Origin of the sequence: uncultured Bacteroides sp. (genome assembly GCF_949298305.1) — a bacterium.
In the GTDB taxonomy this organism is placed as follows: domain Bacteria; phylum Bacteroidota; class Bacteroidia; order Bacteroidales; family Bacteroidaceae; genus Bacteroides.
In genome coordinates this window covers 12,848-27,085 of the sequence record NZ_CASFWU010000034.1, presented here as the reverse complement: position 1 = coordinate 27,085, position 14,238 = coordinate 12,848, and the positions used below count along the sequence as shown (strand labels likewise).

The 14,238-nt window shown below is 51.4% G+C and carries 11 protein-coding genes; 10 read left to right on the top strand and 1 reads right to left on the bottom strand.

Annotation, left to right across the window (positions count from 1 at the left end; all coding sequences use genetic code 11):
* Positions 1-195 precede the first annotated feature (195 nt).
* Positions 196-2,460: a cation:proton antiporter gene (locus Q1Y74_RS06480; RefSeq protein ID WP_300813082.1), complete on the bottom strand. Its 2,265-nt coding sequence runs from the start codon at positions 2,458-2,460 to the stop codon at positions 196-198.
* A 1,135-nt stretch (positions 2,461-3,595) separates the two neighbouring features.
* Here Q1Y74_RS06480 and mce point away from each other — a divergent pair.
* The 10 genes from mce to Q1Y74_RS06430 all read left to right on the top strand — a co-directional run bounded on the left by mce (position 3,596) and on the right by Q1Y74_RS06430 (position 14,138).
* Entirely contained in the window at positions 3,596-4,009 is a 414-nt protein-coding gene (mce, locus tag Q1Y74_RS06475) for a methylmalonyl-CoA epimerase (protein ID WP_300813078.1), read from the top strand.
* Positions 4,010-4,162: 153 nt separating this feature from the next.
* Complete coding sequence (locus tag Q1Y74_RS06470; protein WP_300813077.1) at positions 4,163-5,716, top strand: acyl-CoA carboxylase subunit beta; 1,554 nt, start codon at positions 4,163-4,165, stop codon at positions 5,714-5,716.
* A gap of 97 nt (positions 5,717-5,813) precedes the next feature.
* Positions 5,814-6,764, top strand: a complete 951-nt coding sequence (locus tag Q1Y74_RS06465; RefSeq protein ID WP_300813073.1) for an OadG family transporter subunit — start codon at positions 5,814-5,816, stop codon at positions 6,762-6,764.
* A gap of 30 nt (positions 6,765-6,794) precedes the next feature.
* Entirely contained in the window at positions 6,795-7,226 is a 432-nt protein-coding gene (locus tag Q1Y74_RS06460; RefSeq protein WP_300813072.1) for a biotin/lipoyl-containing protein, read from the top strand.
* A 4-nt stretch (positions 7,227-7,230) separates the two neighbouring features.
* Complete coding sequence (locus tag Q1Y74_RS06455; RefSeq protein ID WP_300813070.1) at positions 7,231-8,397, top strand: sodium ion-translocating decarboxylase subunit beta; 1,167 nt, start codon at positions 7,231-7,233, stop codon at positions 8,395-8,397.
* A gap of 209 nt (positions 8,398-8,606) precedes the next feature.
* Positions 8,607-9,935, top strand: coding sequence for a tetratricopeptide repeat protein (locus Q1Y74_RS06450; RefSeq protein WP_300813069.1), 1,329 nt, complete (start codon positions 8,607-8,609; stop codon positions 9,933-9,935).
* Between the two features lie 123 nt (positions 9,936-10,058).
* The gene (locus Q1Y74_RS06445) at positions 10,059-11,912 is read left to right on the top strand and encodes a glycoside hydrolase family 13 protein (RefSeq protein WP_300813067.1); all 1,854 of its coding nucleotides are present in this window, start codon (positions 10,059-10,061) and stop codon (positions 11,910-11,912) included.
* Positions 11,913-12,201: 289 nt separating this feature from the next.
* The gene (locus Q1Y74_RS06440; protein ID WP_300813064.1) at positions 12,202-13,107 is read left to right on the top strand and encodes an ion transporter; all 906 of its coding nucleotides are present in this window, start codon (positions 12,202-12,204) and stop codon (positions 13,105-13,107) included.
* Between the two features lie 15 nt (positions 13,108-13,122).
* Entirely contained in the window at positions 13,123-13,353 is a 231-nt protein-coding gene (locus Q1Y74_RS06435) for a DUF2007 domain-containing protein (RefSeq protein ID WP_300813062.1), read from the top strand.
* Positions 13,354-13,376: 23 nt separating this feature from the next.
* Positions 13,377-14,138, top strand: a complete 762-nt coding sequence (locus Q1Y74_RS06430; RefSeq protein WP_300813061.1) for an SDR family NAD(P)-dependent oxidoreductase — start codon at positions 13,377-13,379, stop codon at positions 14,136-14,138.
* Positions 14,139-14,238: the final 100 nt, after the last annotated feature.

Below are 14,238 nucleotides of genomic sequence, written 5' to 3'. Positions count from 1 at the left end.
CCGAAATGTTAAAACAAAAATATTTTCTTGCGGACATTTTTATTTTATCGGCTGAAAAACAGCCGATAAAATTATCGTGTCGGAAAATAGAATGATTACAATATCCCTTTTTAACGTGAGTTTGATGTAAAAGCTAATATCGGGACATTCAGTAAAAATCAGACCTACCCAACTCCACAAATGCTACCCACTAATCTACCCTTCTTCCTCTTCGCTCCGACCGGCCAGTTTGTAGACATCATCATTCTCCCCTACAATCCAGACAACATCCCCTTCTGAGAACTGTTCTTGTGAACCGGGAGCATGCAAAGGTTCACCACCCGACTCTATTCCGACAATCAGGCAACGGTACTTCTCACGTATGCCGGCTTCCCGCAAAGTCTTTCCCAGAAAAGGAGAATGTTCATCTATCAAAAATTGACGGAGAATCGTCTCACTCTTTTCCACCACGTCACTATCCATTGCCGAAGCCTTTTCCATCTCTTCGCCAAACACTTTCAACTCCTCGTCTGTACCGATTACCTGTATCTTGTCTTGAGGGAATAACCGGACCGAAGCTCCAGGTATATTGATACGTTTTTTACCCCGCAGGATGGAGACGACATGTACCCCGTATTTCTTTCCAAAATTCAGTTCTGCCAATGTTTTTCCTGCCCAAGTCGCTTCGCCGGGCACTTCGTAATCAGTCAAGTGCAAATCGCGGGACAGTAGGCGCCCTGCATATTCCGGTTTCTTTTCTCCCAAATACTCGGCCTTCATATCACGCGAACGCAGGTTCTGGAGGAATTTACGCTCAATCAGGATAGATTGCCTCTTCAGCTGGCGTGATAGTATCATGACAATGACCAACAGGATAGCCACTCCCAACAACAAACCGACTGAGATTTTAAACAGTCCAGCCATTACGAACATCACAAAAGAAACGCCCAACAAAATACGCAACACGATGGTAGCTACCAGTGGCGCCCGGTTTCCACGGTTGTCATTCCATAAAGTGACAAACTCCACCGAATGATTTTTCTTGATCATAATGGCCCGCAAAAAGGGAGACATGAACAGCAACGTGACAAACGCTGCAGTCAGTGAGCCCCAGATACCGGGCAGATTATCCAGACAAAATGGAACCAGGAAACGGAAAGAAAGAGCAATAATGGCAATACAAATGATGGAGTAAACCAAAGTGATACGCACTAATGCAAAAATCAAGCGTTTCCACAGGCTTTCATGGTTCAGGGTAGTGGACGAAGAGGAATAGCGAGCCAGAAAATTCTGCCACTTTTCAGGCAAATGTCTGTCCACAAAACCATAGGCAGGCTCAGCCAATCGGATCATATAGGGAGTGAAGAAAGTGGTGATGACCGAAACCGTCACCACAATGGGATACAGGAAATCACTTGTCACCTTCAGCGAGACACCCAACGATGCAATGATAAAGGCAAATTCACCAATCTGAGTCAGGCTGAAACCACATTGCATGGCCGTTTTCAGAGTCTGTCCCGAAAGCAACATACCCAACGTACCGAAAAGCGACTGTCCTACCAGCACCGCCAGTGTGATAACCACAATCGGCACGGCATATTCCACAATCATGTTCGGATCGACCATCATGCCCACCGACACGAAGAAAATGGCACCAAACAAATCCTTCACCGGCTTCACCAAACGTTCTATGTGTTCAGCTTCCACCGTTTCTGCCAGGATAGACCCCATGATGAAAGCCCCGAACGCCGCCGAAAAACCGGTATGTGCAGCCACGACCACCATGCCGAAACACAGCCCCAAAGCCACAATCAGCATCGTCTCCTCGCTCATCAGCTTCCGACATCTCTTCAAGAACTCGGGAATCAGGTAAATGCCCACCACAAACCACAAAATCAGGAAAAACAACAGTTTGGCTATGCTCCCCAGCATTTCAGAGCCCTCAAAGTTATGGCTTACCGCCATCGTAGACAGCATCACCATCAGCACAATGGCCAAAATATCTTCCAGGATCAGCACACTGAGCACCAGACTGGTAAACTGTTTCTTTAGGATACCCAAGTCAGTAAATGCCTTATAAATAATGGTCGTCGAAGACATGGCAATCATTCCTCCCAGGAAGATGCAGTCCATCCTTTTCCACCCGAAAGCATTGCCAACAGCAATCCCGACAAAAATCATACAAAAGATGATGGTACAGGCAGCTATGATGGCTGCTCCTCCCACTTTCACAATTTTCTTGAAACTGAACTCAAGCCCCAGCGCAAACAGCAGGAAGATGACGCCGATGTCCGCCCATGTCTGGATATTAGCCGTATCCACTACCGACGGAGTAAAGGCCAGATGCGGACTGGCCAAAAAACCGGCCACCACATATCCCAAAACAAGCGGTTGTTTCAGTTTCTTAAACAACAAGGTCATAACCCCCGCACAAATCAATATCAAAGCCAAATCGGCAATCAGAGGAGCCAAATGTGACATATTCATTCCTGTTTTATGTAATTGCTGACAAAGATATAACAAAATTATCCTTGTTATCTATTTTTAACAGAAGTTTTTTGAAGTCTTGCGATGATTGGAGTGATACTGCCTATAGAAATAATAAAGATAATCACACCATTGTTAACTGTCGTATTGTAATAACATCATACATTCCATTCTTCGTTTGTTTTCCCTTTTCGCCCGACACACTCTTTAGGAAGCCATAAAGAATAGACTTAATCTGTTGGCGGTATTCCTATAATTACCGAGCCCACTTTTTCCCTGAGTCTCTTTATCGTTGCTATCACTTTGCTCTGTCATCCTGAACGCAGTGAAGGATCTGTTATCACATAGCTTCCGAAAGAGATCCTTCACTGCGTTCAGGATGACAGAATGATATCTATATTATTCTCTAAGACGGAAATGGCACTTTTTAAAGTGGACTCATTACCCAAGTTTCGCAAGTGCGAATTGTAAATCGGCGAAACCAAACTTGCAGGAGTTAAAGGAGTTAAAAGGAGTTATCACCCACCATGGTGGCTTAGAAGTTAAAGCCGATAGCTCAAATGTATGGTCGGCATCCTTTTTCACAAAGGTATTGGCTTAACTACAACCCGTTAATAAACTTGCGAAACTTAAACTATAATTATTTTTTCAATTGACACCAAATTGAAAAGAAGCAGACAGAATAAAAATCCGTCAACCAGCAGCAAAAGTTCCTTGACTCAAGCTAAACTTTACCGAATTGAAAATCAACAAAGTTAAACTTATAGGAATTATAAGGAGTTATCACCCGCCTTGAGAGGGTTTAGGAATTAAAGGAATTCTGGCCATGAACCAAGCATTTGTGATTTGCACCAATAATCTCACACAGAATACACAGTGTCTCGTTGCATTGGATGAATCCGTGTAAATACGGGTAATCTACGAAAACATCCAATACCCTAGCATTCCTGTGAACCACTGTGCCCTCTGTTGTAAACATACAAAGAACATAAATTCACAGAGGCTTGAAAATTCTCGCTGGAGCCGCAATTAATTGACGAAATATTTCTTTATTCGATAAGAATTGCCTTACTTTGTGCTGTTTTAACCCCTGTAAAGGAGTTTAGTATTACACATTAATATATTAGTTATGAAGATTTCACACATTGAACACTTGGGCATCGCCGTAAAGAGCATCGAGGAAGCCCTTCCGTACTACGAGAATGTATTAGGTCTGAAGTGCTACAACATCGAGACAGTAGAGGATCAAAAAGTAAGAACCGCCTTCCTGAAGGTGGGCGACGTGAAGATTGAACTGCTGGAGCCCACCAGCCCCGAAAGCACCATCGCCAAGTTCATCGAAAAGAACAACGGCAATGGCGGTATGCACCACCTGGCTTTCGCCATTGAAGACGGCGTGGCCAACGCTCTGGCTTCGGCCGAAGCTGCCGGCATCCGCCTGATTGACAAAGCTCCGCGCAAAGGCGCAGAAGGCCTGAACATCGCCTTCCTCCACCCGAAATCAACGCTGGGTGTACTGACCGAGCTGTGCGAGAAGCCCTAAAAGCCGGTTAACAGAGAATGGAGAGTTGACAAAGAGACAAGGTGGGGAACGCCCCCGGTTTCATCCCCTACTCTCCATTCTCCATGCATTAAGTCCCCCTTTCCTCTAATTTGGAATCAATCAAAAAAACATTAATATCTAAAAATTATCACAATGAGTAACCAGCTTGAAAAGATTAAAGAGCTTATTGAACTTCGTGCTCAGGCTCGTTTAGGTGGTGGCGAAAAGGCTATTGAAAAACAACATGCCAAAGGAAAATATACAGCCCGCGAGCGTATAGCCCAACTGCTGGACGAAGGCAGCTTTGAAGAAATGGACATGTTCGTAAAGCACAGATGTACCAACTTCGGACAGGACAAGAAACACTTCCTGGGCGACGGCGTGGTGACCGGATGCGGTACCATCGAAGGTCGGTTGGTGTACGTGTTTGCACAGGACTTTACAGTATTCGGCGGTTCGTTGTCCGAGACTATGGCACAGAAAATCTGCAAGGTGATGGACATGGCCATGAAAATGGGTGCTCCGGTCATCGGCATCAACGACTCGGGTGGCGCACGTATCCAGGAGGGTATCAACGCACTGGCCGGATATGCCGAGATTTTCCAACGCAACATCATGGCTTCGGGTGTGATTCCGCAGATTTCGGGTATCTTCGGCCCCTGCGCCGGCGGTGCCGTCTACTCTCCCGCCCTGACAGACTTTACCCTGATGACCGAAGGAACCTCATACATGTTCCTGACGGGTCCTGCCGTAGTAAAGACCGTGACCGGTGAGGACGTTACACAGGAAGACCTGGGAGGCGCCAGCGTACATGCTTCCAAATCGGGCGTTACCCACTTCACGGCAGCCACCGGCGAAGAAGGTCTGGCCATCATCCGCAAGCTGTTGAGCTACATTCCCCAGAACAACCTCGAAGAAGCTCCCATCGTGAACTGCACAGACCCGATTGACCGTCTGGAAGACTCACTGAACGAAATCATCCCCGACAATCCCAACAAGCCTTACGACATGTACGAAGTCATCGGTGCCATCATTGACAACGGTGAGTTCCTGGAAGTGCAGAAGGACTATGCCAAGAACATCATCATCGGCTTTGCCCGCATGAACGGACAGTCGGTCGGCATCGTGGCTAACCAGCCCAAATATCTGGCAGGTGTGCTGGACTGCAACGCATCGCGCAAGGGCGCACGCTTCGTACGCTTCTGCGACGCCTTCAACATTCCGCTGGTGACACTGGTAGACGTGCCGGGATTCCTGCCGGGTACGGGACAGGAATACAACGCCGTCATCCTGCACGGAGCCAAACTGCTGTATGCCTACGGTGAAGCCACTGTGCCCAAGGTGACCGTTACCCTGCGCAAGTCGTATGGCGGTTCGCACATTGTGATGAGCTGCAAGCAGCTCCGCGGTGACATCAACTACGCATGGCCGACAGCCGAAATCGCCGTGATGGGCGGTGCTGGAGCCGTTGCCGTACTGTATGCCAAGGAAGCCAAGGAACACGAGAATCCGGCACAATTCCTGGCAGAGAAGGAAGAGGAATACACCAAGCTGTTCGCCAACCCGTACAATGCCGCCAAGTATGGCTACATTGACGACGTGATTGAACCGCGCAACACCCGCTTCCGCGTCATCCGCGCCCTGCAGCAACTGCAGACCAAGAAGTTGACCAACCCTGCCAAGAAGCACGGTAATATTCCACTTTAACCAATTGACAATGGACAAGGGATGAGGAAGGATACGGCCGGAAAGCCGGCCTCCCTATCCACGACTTCAAGACTCAATGAACTAAAAGCTTTAGATTATGAATAAAAAGAAAATAGGAATACTTATCGCAGCGTTCATGGCCGTTTGCGGCAGCAGCTTCGGACAGAGTGCGGGAAGCCTCTGCATCAACGAAGTGCTGGTAAACAACAAGGACAACTACCAGGACGATTACGGCAAACACCAGCCCTGGATAGAAATCTTCAACACCTCATTTGCCACGGTGGACATCCGCAACTGCTACCTGACCAACGACAAGCGGGTATTGGATGAAAGCCTGTCGGCACCGGAACGCGCAGCCATGATGTATCCGATTCCCAAAGGAGACGTGCTGACCAAAATTCCACCGCGCCAGCATCTGCTCTTCTGGGCGGACAACGAACCCAAGCGCGGCAACTTCCACCTGAACTTCGCTCTGGACTCCGTAGGCCCGAACTGGATCGCACTCTACGACGCCAACGGTACCACCCTGCTTGACTCCATCACCATCCCCGCCAACATTCCGGCAGACTGCTCCTACGGTCTGATAGAAGACGGCGTCAAGGAGAAAGGATGGGCCGTCATGGGCATCGACGGCCGTTATGTGACACCGAGCACCAACAACAAGACGCTTGACTCCAACGAAAAGATTGACGGATTCAAGATGAAAGACCCGTTTGGTGTAGGTATGGCCATCATGGCCATGCTGGTGGTGTTCTGCGGCCTGATTCTGCTGTTCGTTGCCTTCAAGATAGTAGGCGGCATCGGCTTGAAAGTCACCAAGCGCAATGCCATGCGTGCCCACGGTATTGAGGACAAGCAGGAGGCCAAGGAGAAAGCAATCGGTACGGAATCCGGAGAAATATTTGCAGCCATCGCCATGGCATTGCACGAGTATCAGGACAACGTCCACGATATCGAAGACACCATCCTTACTATCAATAAGGTGAAACGCAACTATTCTCCGTGGAGCTCCAAGATTTACACATTGCGTCAGACGCCCCACAAGTAAACCAATACTTACTTTAAAACTTAATCCAACATGAAACAGTATAAGTATAAAATCAACGGTAACCTTTACACTGTTACAGTGAACGATGTGGAAGACAACATTGCACGTGTAGAAGTAAACGGAACCCCCTACAACGTAGAACTGGAGAAGCCCTTGAAAGCCGCTCCCAAACCCGTCATCCGTCCGGCAGCCGCTCCGAAGACCGCTACGGGCGAACGGGTGGTATCACGTCCGGCAGCCCAGTCCAAAGCCAGCGGCGTGAAGTCTCCGCTGCCGGGTGTCATCCTTGACATCAAGGTGAAAGAAGGCGATATGGTGAAGAGAGGACAACTCATCGTTATCCTGGAAGCCATGAAGATGGAAAATAACATCAACGCCGACCGTGACGGAAAGGTAACTGCCATCAAAGTAAACAAGGGTGATTCTGTTCTGGAAGGAACGGACTTAATTATAATCGAATAAGTGTATGGAAGAAGTTAGCTTTTTATCATTCATAGGCGACAACCTGGCCGACTTCTGGGAGTACACCGGATTTGCCAACGCAACGTCCGGCCACCTCATCATGATTTTGGTAGGTCTGTTCTTCTTGTACCTTGCCATCAAGAGGAACTTTGAGCCGATGCTGCTGATTCCGATCGGATTCGGTATTCTGATTGGAAACATTCCTTTCAAGATTGACGCAGGACTTGAAGTAGGTATCTACGAAGAAGGTTCTGTTCTCAACATCCTGTACCAGGGTGTGAAGACCGGCTGGTATCCGCCGTTGGTATTCCTCGGCATCGGTGCCATGACCGACTTCTCCGCCCTGATTTCCAACCCGAAGCTGATGCTGGTGGGCGCTGCCGCCCAGTTCGGTATTTTCGGTGCCTACATGATTGCCCTGGCCATCGGCTTTGAGCCCAACCAGGCTGCCGGTATTGCCATCATCGGTGGTGCCGACGGTCCTACCGCCATCTTCCTGTCGTCCAAGCTGGCTCCCAACCTGATGGGCGCCATCGCGGTTTCGGCCTACTCGTACATGGCACTGGTGCCCATCATCCAGCCGCCCATCATGCGTGCACTGACCACGAAGAAGGAAAAGCTCATCCGCATGAAACCGGCACGTGTCGTTTCGCATACGGAGAAGATTATGTTCCCCATCATCGGTCTGTTGCTCACCTGCTTCCTGGTACCGTCCGGTCTGCCCCTGCTGGGTATGCTGTTCTTCGGTAACCTGCTCAAAGAAAGTGGTGTGACCCGCCGTCTGGCCGAAACAGCCAGCGGACCGCTGACCGACACCATCACCATCCTGCTGGGTGTGACCGTAGGTGCCTCTACACAGGCTTCAGAGTTCCTGACCTGGAGTACCATCGGTATCTTCTTCTTGGGATTCTGTGCATTCGTCATCGCCAGCGCATCGGGTGTATTGTTCGTGAAGTTCTTCAACCTCTTCTTGAGAAAGGGTAACAAGATTAATCCGCTTATCGGTAACGCCGGTGTATCTGCCGTACCGATGTCGGCCCGTATCTCTCAGAATGTAGGTTTGGAATACGATCCGACCAACTACCTGCTGATGCACGCCATGGGTCCGAATGTGGCCGGTGTGATCGGTTCGGCTGTTGCTGCCGGTGTATTGTTAGGCTTCCTCATTTAACCCTCGTTGTCCGGGGCGACTCGGGCAACCTGCTAACCCTAATAGTTCAAGAAGGTGCATCCTTGCGGTGCACCTTCTTTTTTTTATGCCGTGTCATCCTGCATTTACGAAACGTTAATTTATCGCAATATATATCTACGACATTATCGTAATAGTTTTATATTTATTATCTTGCAGCCGATTACAGATAAAAGGAAAAGATTTAAGCCATGAAAAAGTCCATCATCTGTCTGCTGCTGGCCGTCTTAGCTCCATGGGCGAAAGCACAACACCCCCAATCCATCCAGGAAGCCATGTCCAACTACGACTACGAAAATGCACTGACTCTCCTTGCACAAGAAGATTCGCTGACTGTCCCCCTGCTCTACCTGAAAGGAAGGGCATTGAAAGGACTGGGAAGAAACGGTGAGGCACTGGATGTGTTCAGACTGCTGACCGTACAGGACTCGCTCAACCCACGGGCCTTCATCGAAGCCGGCGAGTGCTACAAGATGCAAGGCAAGTACACCCCAGCCCTGCATTGCTACCAGCGGGCTTTGGATTTGAAGCCCGACCACAAGTATGCCCGCCTCCAATACATCGGCCAGTTATTGAACCTGCAAAAGTATCAGGAGGCACTGGGCGAAAGTACCGCCCTGGCCAAAGAGGACAGCTCGGCCACCGTGCTCCACCTGAAAGCCCAAAGCCTGGAAGGGCTTTACACAGACCCCAACATCCGAATCGGTGCCTATATGGAGATACACGTCCGCTACCCAGACGACGCTCCCGCCGCCTCCAAACTGGCCAGCCTGTACATCCAAAACAACTACTACGACTATGCCATCGAGACTTGCGAAACCTATCGGAAAACGGACACGACCAACCTCACCGTCAACCGGCTGGAGGCACAGGCCTACTGCCTGAACAAAGAATATGCCAAGGCTCTGGAACGCTACCTTCCCCTGCTGGCACAAGGAGACAGTTCGTTCTACAACTGCTACTATGCCGGCATCAGCCACTATGCCTTGAACCAGCCCTACGAAGCCCACGACCTGCTGGAAGCAGCCCGCAAACAGGCTCCCGAACACATCGACCTGCTCTACTACCTGGGAAAGGCATGCTCCAAAACGCTTTGGAAGGACAAAGGCGTGGAGTATCTGGAGGATGCCATCCGCCTGGCATTTCCGAAAGACAGCGTCGTGGCAAGGCTTTATGGCGGCCTGGCCGACTGCTGCCGGGAAGCCGCCGAACCCCGCAAACAAATACAGGCACTGATGCAACAGTACAAATATGCCCCGCAAGCCCATCACCTCCTCTACAAGGCGGCATTCACCTCCTACTACCACCTGAAGGACCTGGATGCCACAGAGAAATACCTGGAAGCCTACCTCAAGACCCGCCCCCAAGGAAGCGAGAAACAGGCGCAGGAAATGACCGAAGACGGCGACATCCTCCTCAACGAGAACAACCGCTACAACGCCGCCGAGGCCTGGCTGGAAGACCTGCGCAAAAGAAAGAAAGTGGACGACTTCTTCCAAGGAAAGACAGAAGGGAAATGACGGAAGAGAAGAAAAGCAAACGTTTGCATAATATATTCGGACAAGATTGGCGGAGAGACTACACGTATCTCCGCCAATTGTCTTATATTAGCTCCCTAGAAGAATAACCGTAAAATTACTATCATGAAAAAGAAAGTATTTTCTCTCCTCGGAGGCGTACTGCTGTCGCTCAGCACCTACGCCTCGCCCCACATCGACAAAATCGACCCACCTTTCTGGTATGCAGGCATGCAGAACCCCGAATTGCAGCTGATGGTCTACGGCGAAGGCATCGGCGACTCCCGTGTGACGGTGGACTATCCCGGCGTGTCACTGAGCAGCACCGTAAAACTGGAAAGTAATAATTACCTGCTGGTCTACCTGAAACTGGACAAGGACGTACAGCCCGGCAAAGTACCCCTGACCTTTATCCAAGGCAAGAAGAAAGCCGTGAAGGATTATGAACTGAAGGCGCGCGCCATGGAAGGATGCGAGCGCAAAGGCTTCGATGCCTCGGACGCCCTCTACCTGCTGATGCCCGACCGCTTTGCCAACGGCAACCCCGACAACGACCAGGTGGAAGGCATGCTGGACGCCAAGGTGGACCGCAACGACCCCAACGCCCGCCACGGAGGCGACCTGGCCGGCATCGGGCAACATCTGGACTACTTTACCGACTTGGGAGTGACGGCCCTGTGGTTCACCCCCGTACTGGAGAACAACATGCAGGGCGGCAGCTACCACGGCTATGCCACCACAGACTATTACAAGGTAGACCCCCGCTTCGGCACCAACGAAGAATACCGCCAACTGATAGAACAGGCCCACCAGCGCGGCATCAAGATTGTGATGGACATGATTTTCAACCACTGCGGCGTGGACCATGTCTGGATTAAGGACATGCCCTCCAAAGACTGGTTCAACAACCCCGACCACCAGAACAACTTCGTGCAGACTTCCTTCAAGCTGACCCCACACGTGGACCCCTACACCTCGAAATATGACTTCGACCAAATGAACGACGGATGGTTCGTTCCCTCTATGCCCGACCTCAACCAGAAGAACCCGCACGTGCTGAGATACCTCATCCAAAACAGCTTCTGGTGGATAGAATATGCCGGCATCGACGGCATCCGCATGGACACCTATCCTTACGCCGACTACGACGGCATGAGCCAGTGGATGAAGGAACTGAACGAAGAATACCCCAACTACAACACCGTGGGCGAGACGTGGGTGACCGAACCTGCCTACACCGCCTGGTGGCAGAAAGACTCCAAGTTGTCCGCCCCGAAGAACAGCAACCTGAAGACGGTGATGGACTTCAGTTTCTTTGACAAAATCAACATTGCCAAGAACGAACAGACCGAAACCTGGTTCAAGGGACTGGACCGCGTGTACAATAACTTTGTCTACGACTTCCTCTACCCCAACCCCGCCAGTGTGCTGGCCTTCATCGAGAACCACGACACCGACCGCTTCCTGGGCGAAGGACAGAACCTGCCCATGCTGAAGCAGGCCACTACGCTTCTGCTCACCACACGACGCATCCCGCAGCTGTACTACGGCACGGAAATCATGATGAACGGCACCAAAGGCAAGAGCGACGGATACGTGCGTTGCGACTTCCCCGGCGGATGGGCAGGCGACAAACAGAATGCCTTCACGGCAGAAGGACGCACCGAACTGCAAAACGAATGCTACAACTTCTACAAGACCATCCTGAACTGGCGCAAGGGCAACGACGTCATTGCCAAAGGCAGCATGACGCAGTTCATGGTGCAGAACGGAGTCTATGCCTACGCCCGCCAGTATGAAGGCAAGACGGTATTCGTGATGCTGAACGGTACGGACGGCGAAACCACTGTCCCCCTGAAGTTCTACCGGGAAATCCTGAAGGACACGAAACAGGGCAAGGACATCCTCAGCGGACGCACCATCAGCTTCGGCGAAGACCTGAAGATGGCGCCACGCGAATCGCTGGTCATCGAACTCTAATCATCCATTGCTAACCCTACTCTCAGCGGGCTGTCCGGACAACAAGCGGACAGCCCGCTATTTTGTTGTCCTGCCGTCTACTGTTTCAGGCTGCGAACCCGAGAGTTTCAGGCTGAGAACCCAGGAGTTTCAGGCTGAGAACCTAAGAGTTTCAAGCAATGAAACCCAAAGCGAAGTGCCTTCCCGACCCGACAAAGAGCGCCCGCAGTGAATTTTATGTGCCTGCATCGATACCAACCAAGCCGTTAATTGCTAACTTTGCCCCACAATCAGCAAGTAACAGGAGTTTATGAGATTCTTTTCCAACCTACGCCAACGATGGCACCGTTTCCTGCACGATGACGAACTGAAGCAGAAGATTTATTCCATCGTGTTCGAGTCGGACACGCCGAAAGGCAAGATGTTCGATATCGTGCTCATAGCCAGCATCCTGCTCAGCGTGCTGCTGGTGATACTGGAAAGCATGCACATCTTCCCCCACTCCGCCTATCTGGTACTGAGGGTGCTGGAATACCTGCTGACCCTTTTCTTTACCGTCGAATACCTGGCACGCATCTACTGCCTGAAGCAGCCGCGCAAGTACATCTTCAGTTTCTTCGGCATCGTCGACCTGCTGGCCACGCTGCCCGTCTACCTGAGCTTCTTCCTCCACGGGTCGCACTACATGCTGGTCATCCGTGCCTTCCGACTGATCCGCATCTTCCGCATCTTCAAACTGTTCACCTTCATCAACGAAGGCAACCTGCTTCTGCGTTCGCTGTGGATCAGCGCGCCCAAGATTCTGATATTTTTCTTCTTCGTGCTGATACTGGTCATCTCCATGGGAACGGTGATGTACATGATAGAGGGTTCGCAGGAAGGCTCCAGCTTCAACAACATCCCCAACAGCATCTACTGGGCCATTGTCACCATGACCACCGTGGGTTATGGCGACATTACCCCCGTCACCCCCGTAGGCCGTCTGTTCTCGGCCATTATCATGCTCATCGGTTACACCATCATCGCCGTGCCCACGGGCATCGTGTCGGCCACCATGGTCAGCGAGCACAAGAAGCAGGAGAAGCGCAAGTGTCCGCGCTGCAACCGGGACGGACACGACTTCGAGGCCGTCTACTGCAAATATTGCGGGGCCAAGCTGAAGAAGGAAAAAACGGATGAACCCGCCAACGAGCGGTTCAACGACGAACGTTTCTAATCCAGACAAACGAATATGAAAACAGACCGAATTGTAGAACTCTACCGCGGCGAACTTTGGGAATGCCAACTGCTGGAAAGCATCCTGAAGGACGAAGGCATCGACTGCTTCCTGGCCAACAGCCTCCGCAACGGCTACGGCCCCATCATCGTATCGGCCCAGCAAGTGCAGGTGATGGTCAGGGAAGGAGACATGCCCCGAGGAAACAAGATTCTGGAAAGATTCAGAGAAAACAGTACCGAATGAAATGCGAATCAATACATAGAACCATGAAAGGAAAACTGATTTTTATCACCGGAGCCACAAGCGGCATCGGTGAAGGATGTGCCCGCAAGTTTGCGGCCATGGGAAGCCACCTGATACTGAACGGACGGAACACCGAAAAGCTGGAGGCCCTGAAGCGGGAACTCACGGCAAAGGGCGTGGAGGTACTGACTCTGCCCTTCGACGTGCGCGACCGCCAGGCCATGCGCCGGGCCGTGGACTCCCTCGAAGGACAGTGGAAGAACATCGACGTGCTGGTGAACAACGCCGGACTGGTCATCGGCATGGACAAGGAACATGAGGGCTCGCTGGACGAATGGGACGTGGTGATAGACACCAACATCAAGGCCCTGCTGGCCATGACGCGCATGATAGTGCCCGGCATGGCGGAGCGCGGACACGGACACATCATCAACATCGGCTCCATAGCGGGCGACGCGGCCTACGCCGGAGGCAGCGTCTACTGCGCCACGAAGGCTGCCGTCAAGGCCCTGTCCGACGGACTGCGCATCGACCTGGTGGACACCCCGCTGCGCGTGACTAACATCAAGCCCGGCATGGTGGAGACCAATTTCTCCGTCATCCGCTTCCGCGGCGACCGGCAGAAAGCCGACAACGTGTACGAAGGCATCCGTCCGCTGACGGGCGACGACATTGCCGACGTAGTCTACTATGCCGCCTCGGCCCCTGCCCACGTGCAGATAGCCGAAGTGCTGGTGATGCCTACCTATCAGGCCACAGGCACGGTCTGCCACCGACAGAAATGACAGACCGCCCGCGGTATTAAAACGGCACCCGCCTTTGTCCGGACAAATCCCGGTAAGGACAAAGGCGGGTGCCTGTTTTTTCTCCTCCCTTTCGGGCGCA